Below are 17,917 nucleotides of genomic sequence, written 5' to 3'. Positions count from 1 at the left end.
AACGAGGACCCCACACCGTTCACCTGGACCAAGACCGCCGACGAGATCCTCGACTCCCTTGCCCGATTCTGCCGACGGATCTCCGGCGCAGGACACTAGCGAGGTTGCGGTAGTTGGTGCGGGAGTGACCGTGCCGAACAGTGCTGTGCCGTCCAGCGACCGGAATTCGGTCTCGTAGTCAGTCATGGGAACCGACGGTACCAACCTGGCGCAGGTTCGGGAGTGGGCTCAGGCGCGAGAGTCCCAGACGCGCGCGCCGGGGTGTGTGTGCCTGCGCCGCCCGAATGGGTGATGCGAGCTGGAGTTTGACGCTCGGTTACAGCAATACGGTGAACATTGCGATGCGGGGCGTCTGGAGGGGCGCCCGGTGTATGGGCAAAAGTAAGCCCCGGCGGTGGGCCAACACCCCGGGGTATGGCACCAGGAGTAAGGGCTCCCGAATGCAGATTCATCGTATCCCCCGGCATGCTCCCGGGTACACGATCCTGGACAACGGGCATGTCGTCCGTAAGCACTCGCTGAGTTGGGCGGCGCGGGGGCTTCTTTCCTACCTGCTCAGCTTGCCGGACGGGGCGCGGGAGGACGTGCGCACGCTGGCGGCGAAGAGCGTTGAGGGGCGGGCGACGGTTTCGCGGGCGCTTCGGGAGCTGGAGGCGGCCGGGCATTACGTCCGGCGGACGTTGCGGGATCCGGTCAACGGGCAGGTGCGGACCGTCGTTTCGGTGCATGAGGTGCCGGTGGCGGGCAAGGCCGTTCACACGGTGCCGCCGGTTCCCCAAGCTCCGGCCGCCGGGGCGCCTGGAGCTGGGGCGGTAGGCGCCGGGAGCGCGGGAAGCCCTTCCAAGGAACTGAGGGTGAAGGAAGTGGAAGTTCCTTCCGTCCCTCCGTCCGGGAAGTCGACGGCTGGAATGGGGCTTCTGCTGGAGCTTGGGCGGCGGGAGCCGCGGATGGCGTTGGCGGGGAAGCCGTTGACGGACCAGGCCACGCGGGTGGAGGGGTTGCTTGCGGGTGGGTGGAGCAAAGAGGTGCTGGTGGGGATGCTGGGGGCTCCCCTGCCGGAGAGGGTGACGCACAGCGTCGGGGCGATCCTGGCGGCGCGGATTGGCAAGGTGCCGCCTGCTCCGATGCGTGGGAATGAGAACGGCGGGCCGCGTCGACATGAGTGTTCCGGGCGGCGTGGGATGTGCGGGCGGCCCGTCGGGGGTGTGGGGCAGGTGTGTGGTGCCTGTCGGGCGGCTACCAGTTGAAGAAGTCGACCAGCTCGGAAGGGGCCGGTAGCGGTGCGTCCGCCGGGAGGGGGCGGATCTGGACGAAGGCGTGCTCGAACTGGGAGTACGAGAAGGGGTCCATCCCCGGGGCCACCACCAGGGCGTTGCCGCCTCGGCGCCAGATGCGGTACCGCCAGATGCTGCCGGAGCGCGGTCGCCGCTCGCGGCTGATGTCGTGGTCGGGCGGGCCCAGGAGGGCGGCGAACTGGTCGGCGACGGCGTCGAGTTGGGCGTCGAAGGTGCCGACGGGCGGGTCGACGAAGCCCTGCCAGCCGGGGAGGGTGCCCCAGAAGTCCTCGCCCATCGGTCCGTCGGGGTTGACGTAGTACTCGTATATGAACGGCACGAAGAGGCAGTCGTCGCCGTACACGAAGTGGCCTGCGGGCGTGCAGGCCTTCCCGTTGAGCTCGCCCAGGTAGTCGCCGGTGGAGCTCCAGCCGGCGGCTGTCATCGCCTCCTCGCCGGCGTCTCCGTCCGTCCAGTCGAGGTCTGCCATTCCGGCGATCTGTGCGGCCAGTTCGGGACCGATGGGGCAGGTCGCGACGATCCAGGGATCGTCCTCGTCGTCGTCTTCGTCAAGGTCGAGGGGCTCGTCGGACACTGGGTGGACTCCCGTTCTGCCGTGGTTCGAACGTTCACCCTAGTGGCGGCCGGAAGTCGACGGGCGAGTCGAAGGCGGCCCGTCGGGTGGCGCGGCGCAGGGCGCGCAGGACGGGGGTGCCGAGGGTGAGGCAGAGCACGACGGTGAGGGCGGCGCGCGGCAGGTCCCAACCCAGGGACGTGGTGAGGCAGTAGGCGGCGAAGCGGACCAGGTTGGCGGGCAGCGGGTCGCCGGGGACGAAGGAGATGGAGCCGGCCAGGCCGCCGATGTACGGCCAGCCCTGCAGGTTCATGATCGTGCCGTACAACACGGCCGACACGGCGCCGTACCCGGCGAGGAGTACGAGCTCGCGGCGCCCGCGCATCCTCGAAGAGCCCGGCAGCAGGCCCGCGCCGAGGCAGACCCAGCCCATCGCGAGCATCTGGAACGGCAGCCACGGCCCGACCCCGCCGGTGAGCAGGGCGGACGCGAACATCGACAACGAGCCCAGGACGAAGCCGAATCCGGGGCCGAGGACGCGGCCGGAGAGGACCATGAGGAAGAACATCGGTTCCAGGCCGGCCGTCCCGGCGCCCAGGGGGCGCAGGGCGGCACCGGCTGCCGCCAGGACGCCCAGCAGCGCGACGGACTTGGCGTCGAGGCCCGGTGCGCCGCCGCCCGCCTCCCGTCCCTCGGAGATCTGTGCGATGACGACGGCGAGCAGAAGGGGCAGGAGGAGGGCGAACAGCCACGGCGCGTCCGTGGAGTGGCCGACCAGGGCCGACTTGGTGGAGGCGAGCAGCGGCCAGCCGAAGGCGGCGACGCCGACGAGCGAGACGAGTGCCAGGGCCGCGGTGGAGCGGCGGCCGAGGGGGACCGGATGACTCATGCGCCCAGCGCCTCCGCGACCTGCCGCACGGTGAGCCACGGCCCCGGCGCCAGGACCTTGGCGACCTGCGGGGCGAAGGCGGGGGAGGAGACCACGACCTCGGCTGTCGGCCCGTCCGCGACGATCTCGCCCTCGGCCAGGATCGCCGTGCGGTGGGCGAGTTCGGCCGCCAGCTCGACGTCGTGGGTCGCCAGCAGGACGGCATGCCCCTCGGCGGCGAGGTCGCGCAGGATCTCCACCAGCCGGGCCTTGGCGGCGTAGTCCAGGCCGCGGGTCGGCTCGTCCAGGAGCAGCAGCGGGGGCCGGGCGGTGAGCACGACGGCGAGCGCGAGGGTGAGCCGCTGGCCCTCGGAGAGGTCGCGCGGGTGGGCGGCGTCGGCGATGCCGGGCAGCAGACGTTCGACCAGGGCGCGGCAGGTGCCCGCGGTGGCGCCCGCGTCGCTGTCCGCCGCCGCGCACTCGGCGGCGACCGACTCGCCGTACAGCAGGTCGCGCGGGTCCTGCGGGACGAGGCCGACCTGGCGGATCAGCTCGGCGGGGCGGGTGCGGTGCGGGGTGCGGCCGCCGACCCGGACGCTGCCGGAGGCGGGGGCGTGCAGGCCGACCAGGCTGCCCAGCAGGGTGGACTTGCCGGCGCCGTTGCGGCCCATCAGGGCGGTGATCTCGCCGGGGTGCAGGGAGAGGTCCACCCCGCGCAGCGCCTGGACGGGGCCGCGCCGGACGGCGAGGCGGTCGGCGACGGCGATGGGTTCACCGCTGGGCGACGGCACAGCGGCGGGCCGGCGGCCGTCCAACTCCGAGCGCAGCGGCGCCGCCTTGCGTCGTGCGTCGCGCACCGACAGTGGCAGCGGCCGCCAGCCCGCGAGCCGGCCGAGGCCGACGACGGGCGGGTGCACGGGCGAGTGCGCCATCACTTCGGCGGGTTCGCCGAGGACGGGTGGCGCGCCCGGGGTCAGCAGCAGCACCTGGTCGGCGTACTGGACGACCCGCTCCAGCCGGTGCTCGGCCATCAGCACGGTGGTGCCGAGGTCGTGCACCAGCCGCTGGAGGACGGCCAGCACCTCCTCGGCCGCGCCCGGGTCGAGCGCCGAGGTCGGCTCGTCCAGGACCAGGACGCGCGGGTGCACGGTGAGCACCGAGCCGATCGCGACGCGCTGCTGCTGCCCGCCGGAGAGGGAGCCCAGCGCGCGGTCGCGCAGGTCGGCGAGGCCGAGCAGGTCGAGGGTCTCCTCCACCCGGCGGCGCATGACGTCGCCGGGCAGTCCCAACGACTCCATGCCGTAGGCGAGTTCGTCCTCCACCGTGTCGGTGACGAAGTGTGCCAGCGGGTCCTGCCCCACGGTGCCGACCAGGTCGGCGAGTTCGCGCGGCCGGTGCTCGCGGGTGTCCCGGCCGCCGACGGTGACCCGGCCGTGCAGCACCCCGCCGGTGAAGTGCGGCACCAGGCCGCTGACCGTCCCCAGCAGGGTGGACTTGCCGGAGCCCGACGGCCCCACCAGCAGGCAGAGTTCACCCTCGGGGACGGTGAGGTCGACCCCGCTCAGCGCGGGCGCGGCGGTCTCCTCGTACCGGACGGAGACCTGCTCGAAGGTGATCACGATGCCCTCCGGGGCGGGGTCGGGGCGGCGAACGCCGGTACCAGGCCGAGCAGTACGGTCAGGACGGCGGCCAGCGGCAGCGCGGGGACGGTCGGCGGAACGACGGTCGGGGCGAAGGCGGCCGGGTCCTGCGCGGCCAGATAGGTGGTGAGGGCCGCCACCGCGGCGCCGGAGCCGGCCGTCAGCCACTCCGGGAACGCCCAAGGGTCGGGCCGGTAGCGCGATCTGACGGATCGTCGGCTGCCGAGCAGCAGTCCGGCGGAGGCGGCGGCCAGGCCGAGCAGCAGCACCGGCAGCGCCCAGCCGGTGCCGCCTGCGGTGAGCAGCCCGTACGCGGCCAGGCAGACCCCGAGCAGCCCGGCCAGGGTGAGTGCGGCCGTCGCCCGGGCGAGCCGGCGCGGGACGTCGGCGGTGCGGCCGAAGCCGCGGGTGTCCATCGCGGCGGCCAGTGCGACGGACCGCTCCAACGCGCCCTCCAGCACCGGCAGTCCGACGCTCAGCACGGCGGCGACGCCCCGGTCCGTACGGCCGCGCAGGCGCCGCGCGGCGCGCAGCCGGCGGACGTCGGCGACCAGGTTCGGCGCGAAGGTCATCGCCACCACCACCGCCACGCCCGCCTCGTAGAGCGCCCCGGGCAGGGCGCGCAGCAGCCGGGCCGGACTGGCCAGCGAGTTGGCGGCGCCGACGCAGATCAGCAGGGTGGCCAGGCGCAGCCCGTCGTACAGCGCCGCGAGCAGGCCCTCGACGGTGACCCGGCCGCCGATCCGCACGCCCTGCGCCCAGGCGGGCAACGGCAGTTCGGGCAGCGTGAACAGCACGTGGGTGCCGGGGATCGGCGAGCCGAGGAAGACGGCGAACACCAGCCGGATGCCGAGCACCAGCAGGCCCAGCCGCAGGAACGCCCCGTACGACCGCGACCAGGGCGCGTCGCCGCGCCGGGCCGCGACCACGTACCCCGCGACGGCGGCGAGCAGCAGCAGGACCGCCGGGTTGGTGGTGCGGGTCGCCGCCGCGCCCAGTCCGAGCGCCCACAACCACCAGGCGCCGGGGTGCAGTTGGCGGGGGCCGGTGGGCGGCCGGGTGCTGCGGGCGGTGCTGCTCACGGGGACGTTCCTGGAGGGGTCTCGAACGGGCGGGGTCAGGACTGACGGCGGCGGCGCGCCTGCCAGACGGCGCCCCCGGCGAGGACGGCGACCAGCGCGCCCCCGGCGATCAGGCCGATGTCCGGGCCGCTGCTCTCGGCCTTCGGGCCGTCCGTCCTGGCGGCGCCCGCCGCACCGACCTGGTCGGCGCAGCCGGCCTTCGGGTACCCGGCGATGGCGCAGAGCAGGCCGTTGGTGTCGTAGCGCAGCGGCGGGGCGACGGCGGCCAGCACCTCGGCCGAGGTGGCCCGGGGCGCGACACTGGCACACGCCGTCCGCGGCTCGGGCACCACACCGTCAGAAGCCCCGGACGCCCCCGAGATCCCGGCGTCCCCGGCGGTCCCGAAGTCCAGCACGACGGCCACCCGCTTGTGCCCCTCCTGCGCGGGCGTCTCCGCGCAGATGGTCGCGAAGCTCCCGGCCGTGCGCGGCTTCGCGGCGTCCTGCCCGCCGTCCGGGCTCACCGCGAACCGCCAGCCGTCCACGGCCCCGTCCTGCGGCACCGCGATCGCGGGCCCCTGCTGCTGGTAGGCCCAGCCCCCGCCGTCCGCGCCGCGCCAGAACGACCAGTACCGGTACCCGGCCGCCTCCGCGGGCGAGGCGGCCGCGGCGAGGACCAGCAGGGCGCCGGACAGGGCCCCGAGCAGAGGCAGCAGCAGCGCGGCGAGGCGGCCGCGGGTGCGCAGGTCAGGACGCATCAGGCGCATCAGAGGTTCGGGTTGCGCTTGCGCTGGAGGCTGAGCAGGAGCCCGCCGCCGATGCCGATGAGGAGGCCGACGCCGATCAGCCAGTACTGGCTGATGCTGTCGGTCTTCTTCCTCGCCGGGGTGGCCTGGTCCGAGCTGGCGGCGGTGGCCTTGGGGGTGGGGCCGAGCGCGGTGAGCTTGCCGGTGAGCTCGGCGGTGTCGCGGTGGGCGGCCTGGGAGACCAGCAGGAGGGTGGCGGTGGCGCCGGCGTCGCTGCCGTCCTTGGTCCAGGTGGCTTCCTGCTGGTCGAGCCAGTCGACGGCGCCGGCGGCCTGGTCGGGGTGGCCGCTCTGGGTGAGGGCGAGGGCGGCCCAGGCGGTGGCGGTGTAGTCGGGGCTCGGGGCGGCGCCCGGGGTGGTGAGGGTGAGGTGTTCGCCGCCCGCCGTGAGCTGGGCGGTGAGGTAGGCGCCGGTGGCCTCGCCCGCCTCGGCGTGCGGGACGGTGGCGGGCGCGGAGCCGTCGGAGCAGGCGAGGGGCTTGGGTTCGGTGTCGGCGCGCACCGAGCTGGCGACCGGCAGGTGGCCGCCCGCCGCGGCGAGCGCGGCCTGGGCGCTGGCCAGGGTGTTGGGGGCGAGGGTGCCGGTGGCGGCGTCCGGCTGGTAGGCGAAGGCGCCGCGCTGGTCGGCGGGGGCGGCGCAGCCGAGCTGGAAGCGGGCGAGGCCGTCGAAGGCGTTCTTCCCGGCGCCGCCGCTGCCCGCCTTGGCGATGCTCGCCGGGTCGGTCCTGGCGGCGAACAGCGCGCTGACGGCGAGGCCGGTGGAGTTGGCGTCGCCCGGGTTGCCCGGGTTGTAGGCCCAGCTGCCGTCGGCGTTCTGGTTGGCCTTGAGCCAGGCGACGCCCTTGTCGACGGCCGGCTGGTGTCCGCCGAGGGCGATCAGGGCCTGGATGGCGACGGCGGTGGCGTTGCTGTCCTCGAACTTGGCGTCGCAGGCGGCGCCGGCGGCGCGGTAGGAGGGCCAGCCGCCGTCCTCGCACTGCTGGCCGGCGAGCCAGCCGACGGCCGAGTCGGCGGGGGTGACCTTGGCGGCGGTGAGCGCGGTGAGGGTCAGCGACTGCCGCCACACGCCGTCGTACGTCGGGTCGCTCTTGCCGTACAGGCCGTCCGGGATGCCGGGCGGGGGGACGTCGGCGAGGGCCGGTCCGGCGGCGATGCCGGTGAGCAGCGCGGCGGACAGGGCGGCGGCGCCCAGGCGGGCGGCGGTCAGCATGGTGCGGATGTGCCTTTCGGTGAGCGGTGGGGCCCGGGCGGGGCCGTTCCGTGGTCCTCGACGGTGCCGGGCGGGTGCGCCCGGGCCGGCCGCCTGTCGACTCTAGCCGCCGGGGCCGCTGCGATCCGCCCCTACGGCAGGAACAGGTTCCAGTCAGGGCGGGTTCACGGCAGGGTGAGCAGCCGGGCCGCGGTGTGCAGGTCGGCCCGGACCTCGGCGATCGAGGCGCGCCCGGAGAGCCAGGCGACGAGCGCCGAGTGCCACGTGTGCTCGATGACCCGCACCGCCGCGCGCTGGCTCTCGCTGGGCGGGCCGGACTGGCCGATCGCGTCCAGGATGAGCTGTCCGGTGGCGGCGCTGACCTGGTCCACCTCGGCCCCGACCGAGCGGTCCGCGAAGGACAGCGCCCGGACCATCGCCTCGGCCAGCAGCGGCTCGCGCTGCAGCCCGTGGAAGGCCCGGGTGAGGGTGTCGGCGACCCGCAGGGCGGGCTCCGCGTCGGTCGGCGGGTGCCGCCGGATGTGGTCGTGCAGGCCCTGCAGCTGCTCCAGCATCACCGCGACGAGCAGGTGCACCTTCGACGGGAAGTACCGGTACAGCGTGCCGAGCGCGACCTGCGCGCTCTCCGCGACCTCCCGCATCTGCACCGCCTCGTACCCGCCCCGCGCGGCCAGCGCGGTGGCCGCCCGCAGGATCCGCCGCCGGCGTTCGGCCTGGCGCGCGGTCAGCGGCAGCTCGGCGGGTCGGGGCAGGGCGGGGCTCGGGGTGAGGGGCTCGGTGGTCGGCGGCAAGGGTGCTCCCGGGCGGGCGAGAGTGGCGGTGTGCTCCACGAGGTCGGCAGGATCGGCGGGGCGGGCGTGGCGGGAATCACCGACCCTGGCACCGGAGGTAAAGCTACGGGCCGGTATCTTCGAGGTCTCTCATTGTTCACGTGGTCGATGACGAGGTTCCAGGGCCACTGAAACCTGATCTACTTTAGCGACCGGCAGCACCGACCGGCAGTACAGATCGCAGCTAGAGAAGAGGGCCCAGGATGACCGCGCAGCCGCTGCGGATTGCCCTGCTGTCGTACCGGGGGGACCCCTTCTGCGGTGGCCAGGGCGTCTACGTACGGCACCTCTCCCGCGAGCTGGCCAGGCTCGGCCACCACGTGGACGTGATCGGCGCCCAGCCCTACCCCGTGCTGGACGAGGTCGACGGCCCCGGTTCGGTGCGCCTGGTCGAGCTGCCCAGCCTGGACCTCTACCGCGCCGACGACCCGTTCCGCACCCCCGCCCGCGGCGAGTTCCGCGGCCCGGTGGACGTGCTGGAGTTCGCCACCATGCGCACCGGCGGCTTCCCCGAGCCGCTGACCTTCTCGCTGCGCGCCCGGCAGTACCTGGCCGCGCACAAGGGCCGCTACGACGTGGTGCACGACAACCAGACCCTCGGCTACGGCCTGCTGGGCCTGGCCCGGCACGGCTTCCCGCTGGTCACCACGATCCACCACCCGATCACCGTGGACCGGCAGCTGGAGCTGGACGCCGCCGGCACCCGGCTCAAGCGGCTCTCGCTGCGCCGCTGGTACGCCTTCACCCGGATGCAGCGGCGGGTCGCCGGCCGGCTGGACCACGTGATCACCGTCTCCGGCACCTCGCAGCGCGAGATCGCCGAGCACCTGGGGGCCGCGCCCGGCGCGATCTCGGTGGTGCCGATCGGCGCCGACACCCGGCTCTGGTCGCCCTCCGGGGAGATCGCCCGGGTGCCCGGCCGGATCGTCACCACCTCCAGCGCGGACGTCCCGCTGAAGGGACTGGTGTTCCTGGTGGAGGCGCTGGCCAAGGTCCGCACCGAGCGGGACGCCCACCTCGTGGTGGTCGGCAAGCCGCAGAAGGAGGACGGGCCGGTGGCCGAGGCGGTGCGCCGCTTCGGGCTGGCGGAGCACATCGAGTTCCGCAGCGGCCTGACCGACCGGGAGCTGGTCGACCTCTACCGCTCGGCCGAGGTGGCCTGCGTCCCCTCGCTGTACGAGGGCTTCTCGCTGCCCGCCGCCGAGGCGATGGCCACCGGCACGCCGCTGGTCGCCACCACCGGCGGGGCGATCCCCGAGGTGGCCGGGCCGGACGGGGAGACCTGTCTGGCCGTGCCGCCGGGGGAGGCGGACGCGCTGGCGGCCGCGCTCGGCCGGCTGCTGGACGACCCGCAGCTGCGGGCCGAGCTGGGCGCGGCCGGCCGGGAGCGGGTGCTGGCCCGGTTCACCTGGGAGCGGGCCGCCGAGCTGACCGCCGGGGCGTACCGTGCGGCGATCGCCACCGGTGTCGGCGCCCGGGCCCGCTCGGGGCCCGGCTGGCGGTACGTGGCCTAGCCGGCCCGGCCTGGCCGGCCCGGTCGGTGACGGCGGGTCGGCTGGTGACGGCGGGTCGGCCGGTAACTGCGGCCCGGCCGGTGACGGCAGGCCGCCGGAGTGCGGCCAGGGCCGTACTCCGGCCGACGATGCGTGACGAGCCGACAAGACGTGACGAAGCGTCAAGGACGCTTGGTAGCAATAGGAATGGGAGTCCTGCAGTGCTGACCGTCGATTTCTCGCGCTTCCCGCTCGCCCCCGGCGACCGGGTGCTCGACCTGGGCTGCGGCGGGGGCCGGCACGCGTTCGAGTGCTACCGCCGCGGCGCCAACGTGATCGCCCTCGACCAGAACGCCGAGGAGATCGCCGAGGTCACGAAGTGGTTCGCCGCGATGGAGCAGGCCGGTGAGGCCCCGGAGGGCGCGTCGGCGGTCGCGATGGAGGGCAACGCGCTGGCGCTGCCGTTCGAGGACGAGTACTTCGACAAGATCATCATCTCCGAGGTGATGGAGCACATCCCCGACGACAAGGGCGTGCTCAACGAGATGTTCCGCGTCCTCAAGCCGGGCGGCCTGCTCGCCGTCACCGTGCCGCGCTGGCTGCCCGAGAAGATCTGCTGGGCGCTGTCCGACGAGTACCACGAGGTCGAGGGCGGCCACATCCGCATCTACCGGGGCGACGAACTGCTCGGCAAGCTCAAGGGCGCCGGCCTGGAGCCGTACGGCACCCACCACGCGCACGCGCTGCACTCGCCGTACTGGTGGATCAAGTGCGCGGTCGGCGTGAACAACGACAAGGCGCTGCCGGTCAAGGCCTACCACCAGCTGCTGGTCTGGGACATCGTCGGCACCCCGGTGATCAGCACCCTCACCAAGGCCGCCGAGCGGGCGCTCAACCCGGTCATCGGCAAGAGCTTCGTCGCCTACGCCTCCAAGCCCAACCGGGCCCCGGGCGGCACGGCATGACCGCCGCCGTCCCCGAGGTGCTGCTGCTCGACGGGGTGCTCGACGCCGAGCAGGCCGCCGACACCGTGCGCAGCATCCTCGCCGCGCAGCGCCCCGACGGCGCCATACCCTGGTTCGCCGGCCACCACCTGGACCCGTGGGACCACACCGAGGCCGCGATGGCCCTCGACACGGCCGGTGAGCACGCCGCCGCCGAGGCCGCCTACCGCTGGCTCGCCGCCAACCAGAACCCGGACGGCTCCTGGTACGCCGCCTACACCGACGGCGTGGTCACCGACCGGGCCAAGGAGAGCAACTTCTGCGCCTACGTGGCGGTCGGGGTCTGGCACCACCACCTCAGCACCGGTGACGACCCCTTCCTGGAGTGGATCTGGCCGGTCGTCCGGCGCGCCCTGGACTTCATCACCGCCCTGCGGCTGCCCGGCGGCCCGATCGCCTGGCGGGTCGACGAGGACGGCACCGCCACCGACGAGGCGCTGCTCACCGGCTCGTCCAGCATCCTGCACGCGCTGCGCTGCGGCCTGGCCATCGCCGACTACCTGGAGGAGCCGCAGCCCGACTGGGAGCTCGCGGCCGGCCGGCTCGGGCACGCCGTCGCCCACCACCCCGAGCGGTTCCTCGACAAGGACCGCTACTCGATGGACTGGTACTACCCGGTGCTCGGCACCGGCCTGCGCGGCGACGCGGCGGTGGCCCGGATCGAGCGGGACTGGGAGCGCTTCGTCGTCCCCGGCCTCGGCGTGCGCTGCGTCAGCGACCGCCCGTGGGTGACCGGCGGCGAGAGCGCCGAACTGGCCCTGGCGCTCTGGGCGATCGGGCAGTCCGACCGTGCGGTGGACATCCTGCGCTGGATCCAGAAGCACCTGCGGCACGAGGACGGCTCGTACTGGACCGGGTACGTCTTCGAGGACGACGCGATCTGGCCGGAGGAGCGCACCACCTGGACGGCCGGGGCGCTGCTGCTCGCGGTGGCAGCGCTCGGCGGGGACCCCGCCACGGTCGCGGTCTTCGGCGGGGACCAGCTGCCCGCCGGGCTGGTGGTCCAGGACTGCTGCTGAGAACGGGCAGCGGCTGCTGAGAGCGGGCAGCGCTGCCGGGAACGGGCAGCGGGCAGCGGGTACGGCGAAGGGGCGGGACCGGAGAAGACCGGTCCCGCCCCTTCGTCCTGCGTGCGGCGCGTCAGCCGCGCTGGATGCCCTGGGTGTCGGCCAGCACGCCCTGGGTGCCGTCCGGCAGCTGCGCGACCAGCGCGCTGCCGCGCTGCTCGACGGCCAGGTACCAGGTGCCGGGCACGACCTCGCCGACCGGGGCGCCGGCCGGGTTGTCCTTCGGGGCCAGCTGGCGCGGGGCCGGGACGGCGAACCAGAACGGCTGGAAGTCCGCCGCCGGGGCGGCCTGCTGCGCGACCGGCGCGGCCGGCTGCGGGGCCGGGACACCGGCGTCCTGCGGCTGGCCGGGCTGGGCCGGCTGACCGGGCTGCGGCTGGCCGGCGCCCGGGTAGCCGTAGCCGCCCTGGGCGCCGAACGCCGGGTCGTGGCCCTGGGCCGGGTAGCCGTACTGGCCGGGCTGGCCGGGAGCACCCGGCTGGCCGGGGACCGGGTAGCCGCCCTGGTACGGGACGGCCGGGCGGTCGGAGACCAGCGGGGCCTTCAGCGCGGGCACCAGCGGGCCGGCCGCGGCCGCACCGGCGAGCACGATCAGCGAGATGAGGCCGAGCCAGGCGCCGAAGCCGTGGCTGATGCCGGCGCCGTCGTAGCCGCCGCCCAGCGCCCAGAGCGAGGTCCACAGCGCCGCGACCGCGAAGGCGATGCCCCACTGGTCCAGCCGCAGGCCGAGCACCTGGCGGTTGGCCGCGGCCTGGCCCTGGAAGCGCTGCACCAGGATCAGCACCGCGGCGGCGATGCCCAGCAGGTAGATCGAGGGCAGGATGGGGAACAGCTCGGTGCTCCACGCGTTCTGCGAGGCGGTGGGCCCGCAGTACCGGCCGGCGCAGCTCACGGTCCAGTAAGGCAGGAAGGAGGCGATGAAGAGCAGGACGGCCGCGCCTGCGACGGCGGCGTCTCCCCTGGTGAGAGCGCGCAGATTCACTAACGTTCCCCTCGTTGACGTGTCGTGGACGGTGGTTCGTGCGGTCGGGCTGACCGGCCGAAACTCCCGAACGGACCAGAAGCCTAGGCCCAACCGTCCTGCCGACGCACGGCGGGACCGGGAATGGGGCGAAGTCGTTGCAAACCACGCGGGCCGCGCGCGGTGCCGCGCGCCGGGGCGTGCGGCTCAACTTCCGTACCGGGTCCCCGAGTCTTCTATTGGGTCGTCAGGAACGCGGTCAGCGCGTCGGCGATCCCCTGGGCCGCCAGTTGGCGCCACTGAGGGTCCGTCATCCGCTTCGCGTCCGTCGAGTTGCGCATGTTACCGCACTCGATGAACACCTTGGGGACGGTGGAGAGGTTGAGGCCGCCCAGGTCGGAGCGGGTGTCAAGGCCCTGGTTCGCGATGTAGTCCGCGTAGGGCTCGCCGGTCGCGGCGTGGAAGCTGTCGCGCAGCAGCAGGCCGAGCCGGTGCGAGGGTTCGACGATCGCGGAGTTGTCCGCTTTGCCGGCCACCACCTTGGCGGGCATGATCACGTGGAACCCGCTGCCGCTGCCCGGGCCGCCGTCCCCGTGCACCGAGACCGCGACGTCGGCGTGCGCGTCGGCACCGGCCCTGGCGCGTTCGTCGATGCACGGGCCCCAGGGGCGGTCGCCGTCCTGCACCAGCACCACCTTGGCGCCCCGGGCGGCCAGGATGGTGCGGGCCCGGCGGGAGACGTCCAGGGTGTACTCGGCCTCGGTGTAGCCGGCGTTGGTCTCCGTCCCGGTGGTGTCGCACTCCTTGCGGGCGTTGCCGATGTCCACCTGACGGTCGATCTCGGCGGGGTGCGAGAAGTTGCCGGGGTTGTGGCCGGGGTCGAGGACGACGGTGCGGCCGGCGAGGCTGTTCGCCGCGGAGGCGCCGGAGGCGCCGGTGGGGGCGGTGGCGGTCGGGTCGGGTGGGGCGGCGGTGGCCGGCGGGGCCGGGGTCGACCCGGGCGTTCCGGCTGCCGGGGCGTCGGTGGCGGTGGCGCCGCCGGTGGGCGGCGGGGCGACGGGCGGGGTGAGCGGCGTCGCGGCCGGGTCGGCGGTGCCCGCCGGGGCGGTGGCGGCCGTGGCCGGGGCCGTGGCGCCCGCCGGGCCGGAGTCGTCGAGGGCCCGCCAGCCGAGCCAGCCCGCCGTGCAGAGCGGAACGACCGCGGCCACCACGGTGATGGCGCGCAGCAGGGCGGAACGGCGGGGCGGTCGGGGGGCGGTTCCGGTCACGGGTGGGTCAGATCCTGTCCTGGGTCCGCGGGGTCAGGCCGTAGCTGTTCGCGATCGGGTTCCACTTGGTCATGAAGTCCGTCTTCGCCTGCGTGGCCTGCGGGTTGAGCTCGTCCGCGTGCTTCTTGTCCTGGGTGGTCGGGGCCCTGCCGGAGCAGCCCTGGGCGGCGACGGCGCGCGCCCAGGTCGCGTACGCCTTGTCGATGTCGGCGGACAGCTGCCAGGCGGACTTCAGCGAGTTCACCGCGTCCGCGCCGCCCGGCACGTCCGTCACGCTCAGCTGGGCGAGCTTGGTCAGCAGCGCGGCACGCTGGTTGGCACCGTTGTCGAACACCTGCGCCGAGCTCTCGATGTCGGCCTTCGACGGGCAGCTGCTCACCTTGGCGACGGCGTTGCCTATCGGGGCCTTGGCGTTCTCGCCCTCGCTGAGCAGGCCGTCCAGCGCCTGCGCCTGGGACTGCGCGTTGGGCCCGGCGCCGGTCGCGGTCGGGGACGGCGCTCCGGTGGGCGAGGCCGGGGCGCTGGGCGTGGGGTCCGTACCGGTGGGGGCGGGCGCGGGCGGCGGATTGCCGACGCCGGTCGCGGGCGCGGCCGTCGGGGCGGGCGCGGCCTGGCCGCCCTTGTCGCCGCCGCCCCGGGCGGCGAACAGCAGGCCGCCGCCGACCGCCAGCACCAGCAGCAGCGCGAAGCCGATCAGCAGCGGGGTCCTGCGGTTGGCCGGGCGGTCCTCGTCGTCCTCGTCCTCGTAGGCGGTGGGGTAGTCGGCCGGGTAGCCGGGCTGGGCGGCGTACGGGGGCTGCGGTGGGGCGCCGTACGGGGGTTGCGGCTGGGCGGCGTACGGGGGCTGCGGCGGGGCGGCGGGGGGCTGGAGGGGGTAGCCGTGGTCCTGCTCCTGTGCGGCCTGGTACGGAGCGGTCTGGGGCTGCGGGGCCTGGTACGGAGCGGTCTGCTGCTGCGGGCTCGCGTGGGCGGGGAACGGCGAGGCCGTGGGAGGGGCGGCCGGGGGCTGCGGGGCGGCGGTGCGGGGGAACGGGGCGGTCGGCGGGTCGTAGCCGGGCGCGGTGGCCAGGTACGGGCGGGCGCCCAGCGGCGGGCCCTGGTCACCGACCGCGCCGGGCCCGGGCGGCGGGGACACCGGGCCGGGGCGGGGGTCGGCGGGGGCCTGGGGAGAGACGGGCGGCTGGGGCGCCGCGGCCGCCTCCGGGGCGGGCGCGGCGCCGGCCGGGTGCTGCGGGCCGCGCACCCAGCCGCCGGCGCCGCCGCGCGCCGTCGGGTCCCAGACCGCCGGAGCGGTGTTCTGCTGGTCGGTCATGTCGCTGCTGGCCCCCACCGTCCGCCGATGCTCTGCCTGGTGCTGCGCGGCCACCGTACCGTTCGAACCCCCGCCCTGGCACGACGTTGGAGCATCGGTGCCGGTGGTCGGCGGGTGGGGCTCAGCAGGCGGGGGTCAGCGGGTGGGGCGGCGCAGGACGCGCAGGGAGCCGGTCACCGAGACCTCCTCGAAGCCCTCGGCGAGCGCCCGCAGGTACACCCGGTACGGGGCCTGGCCGCCGTCCGCCGGGTCCGGGAAGACGTCGTGCACCACCAGCAGGCCCTCCGGCGCCAGGTGCGGCTCCCAGCCCTCGTAGTCGCCGGTCGCGTGCTCGTCGGTGTGCCCGCCGTCGATGAACACCAGCCCGAGCGGGCGCCCCCACAGCGCGGCGATCCGCGGCGAGCGGCCGACCAGCGCCACCACGTGCTCCTCCAGCCCGGCGGAGTGCAGTGCGCGGCGGAAGCGCGGCAGGGTGTCCATCAGGCCGACCTCGGGGTCGACCAGGGTCGGGTCGTGGTACTCCCAGCCGGGCTGCTGCTCCTCCGAGCCGCGGTGGTGGTCCACGGTCAGCGCGACCGTGCCGGCCTCCCGGGCCGCCGCGGCCAGCAGGATCGCCGAGCGGCCGCAGTAGGTGCCGATCTCCAGCACCGGCAGGCCGGTCCCGGTGGCCGCCGCGACCGCCGCCGCGTACAGCGCCAGCCCCTCGTCCACCGGCATGAACCCGGTGGCCGCCTCGAACGCCGACAGCACCTCGGGCGCCGGGCGGGCGCTCTGCAGCAGGTCGGACATGCGATGCTCCTCGGGGTCGTGGACGGACGTGGTCGGACCTTACTCGACGGTAGCGGCGGTGCCGGGAGCGGGCCCGGAGCAGCGGACGAAACGGGACGGCCGGGGCCTCCGGCTCTTCGCCCCCCTCGGGGAACCCGTTCCCCTGGCGACGCGGAGCCCGTGCCAGAATCGGCCCGTCCGAGGACCCACTCCGCGTCACGCGATGCACACAGGGAGCAGCCAGATGCGCGCAGCCATCCTGCACAAGACCGGCCAGGACACCCTCGACGTCCGGGAGGACGTGACCGCGGTCGGCTTCCGAGAGGGCACCGTCCGGGTCCGGATGCGCGCCGCCAGCCTCTGCCACTCCGACCTCTCCGCGATGAGCGGCGTCCTCCCGCAGCCCGCGCCGTTCGTCCCCGGGCACGAGGGCGCCGGGGACGTCCTGGAGGTCGGCGAGGGCGTGACCGGCCTCGCCGTCGGCGACCGCGTGGTGCTCTGCTGGATGGCCCCGTGCGGCCTCTGCGACCACTGCCGGCAGGACCGCGGCCACCTGTGCATCGCCAGCCTGCGCCGGCTCGGCGCCCCCGGCTTCCGGATCGAGGAAGGCGGCCTGACCGCCTCCGGCTTCTACGGCACCGGCGCCTTCGCCGAGGAGGTCGTGGTCTGCGCCGACGCCGTCATCAAGGTGCCCGCCGACCTCCCGTACGAGGCCGCCGCGCTGATCGGCTGCGGGGTGACCACCGGCATAGGTGCCGCGGTGAACACCGCCAAGGTCGAGCCGGGAGCCTCCGTCGCGGTGCTCGGCGCGGGCGGTGTCGGCGTGGCCACCGTCCAGGGCGCCCGGGTCTGCGGCGCCGGCCGGATCACCGTCGTCGACCCGGTCGCCTCGCGCCGCGAGCGCGCCCTCGCCTTCGGCGCCACCGAGGCCGTCGCCCCCGAGGACCTGAAGGCCGTCGCCAAGAAGCTGCCCGGCGGCGGCTTCGACTACGTCTTCGAGGCGGTCGGCCGCGCGGCCACCGTGCGGGCCGGCTACGACGCGGCCCGGCGCGGCGGCGCGGTGGTCGTCATCGGAGCGGGCGCCCAGGACGACCTCGCGCAGTTCACCATGGGCGAGCTGTTCTTCAACGAGAAGCGCCTGCTGCCCTCGCTCTACGGCGGGGCGACGGTGCGGCGCACCATCGCGCTCGTCGTGGACCTCTGGCGGGCCGGGCGGATCGACCTCGACGGCATGGTGACCCACCGGGTGGCGCTGATGGACGTCAACGACGCGATCGCGCAGATGCACAGCGGCGAGGCGCTGCGCACCGTCGTGACGATGGGCTGACGGCCTTCGGGCGCCGGTGGTGCTCTGACGCGCGAGGGCCCGCCGGGGGAGCGCTGCTCCCCGGGCGGGCCCGGTGCGTGTCGCGTGTTGCGTGCTGCCCGTCGCGTGCCGCGGGTTCGCGGGTGCGGTCAGCCCCGGGCTCCGGCCGCGCGGTGGCGGCCGTGCGGGTCGGACTCCGAGGTGTCGTCGGCGGCGGAACGGCCGCGGTGACGGCCGTGCGCGCTGTCGTCGGCCGTCTTCTCGTCGGCGTCGGTCCCGTTGACCGCGGGTCCGGTGGTGTCGGTGAGGGTGTCGGACATGAGAAATCGTCTTCCGTGCGGAGGGTGCTGGTCATCGGCGCCCGCCCGGCGCCGCAGGCGCACGGTCGGGTCCCCGATCGGGCGCTCGGTACGCCCGTAGCCGGTGATCGCGGCCCGTTTTTCCCGGCCACCATAACGGCCGGAGCGGATGAGATCC

The 17,917-nt window shown here is 74.9% G+C and carries 18 protein-coding genes; 5 read left to right on the top strand and 13 right to left on the bottom strand.

Going from position 1 to position 17,917, the window contains the following annotated elements:
• Positions 1 to 186, bottom strand: a 186-nt coding sequence (locus tag OP86_RS37445) for a hypothetical protein (protein ID WP_209440345.1), incomplete at its 3' end; no start/stop codon positions are given.
• 98 nt (positions 187 to 284) lie between these two features.
• Here OP86_RS37445 and OP86_RS39170 point away from each other — a divergent pair.
• The gene (locus OP86_RS39170; RefSeq protein ID WP_418952631.1) at positions 285 to 1,247 is read left to right on the top strand and encodes a helix-turn-helix domain-containing protein; all 963 of its coding nucleotides are present in this window, start codon (positions 285 to 287) and stop codon (positions 1,245 to 1,247) included.
• Here the strand turns inward: OP86_RS39170 and OP86_RS14970 are convergent.
• The 7 genes from OP86_RS14970 to OP86_RS14940 all read right to left on the bottom strand — a co-directional run bounded on the left by OP86_RS14970 (position 1,237) and on the right by OP86_RS14940 (position 8,222).
• Entirely contained in the window at positions 1,237 to 1,869 is a 633-nt protein-coding gene (locus OP86_RS14970; protein WP_030062319.1) for a hypothetical protein, read from the bottom strand. The genes OP86_RS39170 and OP86_RS14970 overlap by 11 nt on opposite strands.
• 34 nt (positions 1,870 to 1,903) lie before the next feature.
• Complete coding sequence (locus OP86_RS14965; RefSeq protein ID WP_030062321.1) at positions 1,904 to 2,737, bottom strand: ECF transporter S component; 834 nt, start codon at positions 2,735 to 2,737, stop codon at positions 1,904 to 1,906.
• Positions 2,734 to 4,335, bottom strand: coding sequence for an ABC transporter ATP-binding protein (locus tag OP86_RS14960; protein ID WP_030258866.1), 1,602 nt, complete (start codon positions 4,333 to 4,335; stop codon positions 2,734 to 2,736). The genes OP86_RS14965 and OP86_RS14960 overlap by 4 nt, the downstream gene beginning before the upstream one ends.
• Positions 4,332 to 5,438: a CbiQ family ECF transporter T component gene (locus tag OP86_RS14955; protein ID WP_063832379.1), complete on the bottom strand. Its 1,107-nt coding sequence runs from the start codon at positions 5,436 to 5,438 to the stop codon at positions 4,332 to 4,334. Before OP86_RS14955 ends, OP86_RS14960 begins: the two co-directional genes overlap by 4 nt.
• Positions 5,439 to 5,473: 35 nt before the next feature.
• Positions 5,474 to 6,184, bottom strand: coding sequence for an SCO2322 family protein (locus OP86_RS38060; protein ID WP_030062325.1), 711 nt, complete (start codon positions 6,182 to 6,184; stop codon positions 5,474 to 5,476).
• Positions 6,184 to 7,431 (bottom strand): SCO2321 family membrane protein, encoded by a 1,248-nt coding sequence (locus OP86_RS38790; protein ID WP_033331965.1) that lies wholly within the window; start codon positions 7,429 to 7,431, stop codon positions 6,184 to 6,186. The genes OP86_RS38060 and OP86_RS38790 overlap by 1 nt, the downstream gene beginning before the upstream one ends.
• 164 nt (positions 7,432 to 7,595) lie before the next feature.
• A complete protein-coding gene (locus OP86_RS14940; RefSeq protein ID WP_199815210.1) occupies positions 7,596 to 8,222 on the bottom strand; it encodes a TetR family transcriptional regulator in 627 nt (208 codons plus the stop codon).
• Positions 8,223 to 8,464: 242 nt separating this feature from the next.
• Between OP86_RS14940 and OP86_RS14935 the strand changes: the two genes are divergently transcribed.
• The 3 genes from OP86_RS14935 (at position 8,465) to OP86_RS14925 (ending at position 11,777) form a co-directional block, all read left to right on the top strand.
• On the top strand, positions 8,465 to 9,775 hold the full coding sequence (locus tag OP86_RS14935) for a glycosyltransferase family 4 protein (RefSeq protein ID WP_030258857.1): 1,311 nt from the start codon (positions 8,465 to 8,467) through the stop codon (positions 9,773 to 9,775).
• A 200-nt stretch (positions 9,776 to 9,975) separates the two neighbouring features.
• Complete coding sequence (locus tag OP86_RS14930) at positions 9,976 to 10,719, top strand: class I SAM-dependent methyltransferase (protein WP_030062333.1); 744 nt, start codon at positions 9,976 to 9,978, stop codon at positions 10,717 to 10,719.
• Positions 10,716 to 11,777, top strand: a complete 1,062-nt coding sequence (locus OP86_RS14925) for a prenyltransferase/squalene oxidase repeat-containing protein (RefSeq protein WP_030062335.1) — start codon at positions 10,716 to 10,718, stop codon at positions 11,775 to 11,777. Before OP86_RS14930 ends, OP86_RS14925 begins: the two co-directional genes overlap by 4 nt.
• A gap of 121 nt (positions 11,778 to 11,898) precedes the next feature.
• On the opposite strand, the gene OP86_RS14920 is transcribed toward OP86_RS14925, so the two are convergent.
• From OP86_RS14920 to OP86_RS14905, 4 genes are all read right to left on the bottom strand, one after another.
• A complete protein-coding gene (locus OP86_RS14920) occupies positions 11,899 to 12,807 on the bottom strand; it encodes a hypothetical protein (RefSeq protein ID WP_030258855.1) in 909 nt (302 codons plus the stop codon).
• A 215-nt stretch (positions 12,808 to 13,022) separates the two neighbouring features.
• The gene (locus OP86_RS14915; protein ID WP_030062339.1) at positions 13,023 to 14,054 is read right to left on the bottom strand and encodes an N-acetylmuramoyl-L-alanine amidase; all 1,032 of its coding nucleotides are present in this window, start codon (positions 14,052 to 14,054) and stop codon (positions 13,023 to 13,025) included.
• Positions 14,055 to 14,061: 7 nt separating this feature from the next.
• The gene (locus OP86_RS36610) at positions 14,062 to 15,366 is read right to left on the bottom strand and encodes a hypothetical protein (protein WP_030258852.1); all 1,305 of its coding nucleotides are present in this window, start codon (positions 15,364 to 15,366) and stop codon (positions 14,062 to 14,064) included.
• 135 nt (positions 15,367 to 15,501) lie between these two features.
• Positions 15,502 to 16,155, bottom strand: a complete 654-nt coding sequence (locus OP86_RS14905) for a class I SAM-dependent methyltransferase (RefSeq protein ID WP_030258848.1) — start codon at positions 16,153 to 16,155, stop codon at positions 15,502 to 15,504.
• A 223-nt stretch (positions 16,156 to 16,378) separates the two neighbouring features.
• Between OP86_RS14905 and OP86_RS14900 the strand changes: the two genes are divergently transcribed.
• A complete protein-coding gene (locus OP86_RS14900) occupies positions 16,379 to 17,461 on the top strand; it encodes an alcohol dehydrogenase catalytic domain-containing protein (RefSeq protein ID WP_030056902.1) in 1,083 nt (360 codons plus the stop codon).
• A gap of 128 nt (positions 17,462 to 17,589) precedes the next feature.
• Here OP86_RS14900 and OP86_RS37175 read toward each other — a convergent pair whose 3' ends face one another.
• Positions 17,590 to 17,760 carry a hypothetical protein gene (locus OP86_RS37175; protein ID WP_167344208.1) on the bottom strand — a complete coding sequence of 57 codons (171 nt, stop codon included), beginning with the start codon at positions 17,758 to 17,760 and terminating at the stop codon, positions 17,590 to 17,592.
• Positions 17,761 to 17,917: the final 157 nt, after the last annotated feature.

This window comes from Streptomyces novaecaesareae, from assembly GCF_000716875.1.
Classification (GTDB): Bacteria; Actinomycetota; Actinomycetes; order Streptomycetales; family Streptomycetaceae; genus Kitasatospora; species Kitasatospora novaecaesareae.
This window is presented reverse-complemented; position numbering and strand designations above follow the sequence as displayed.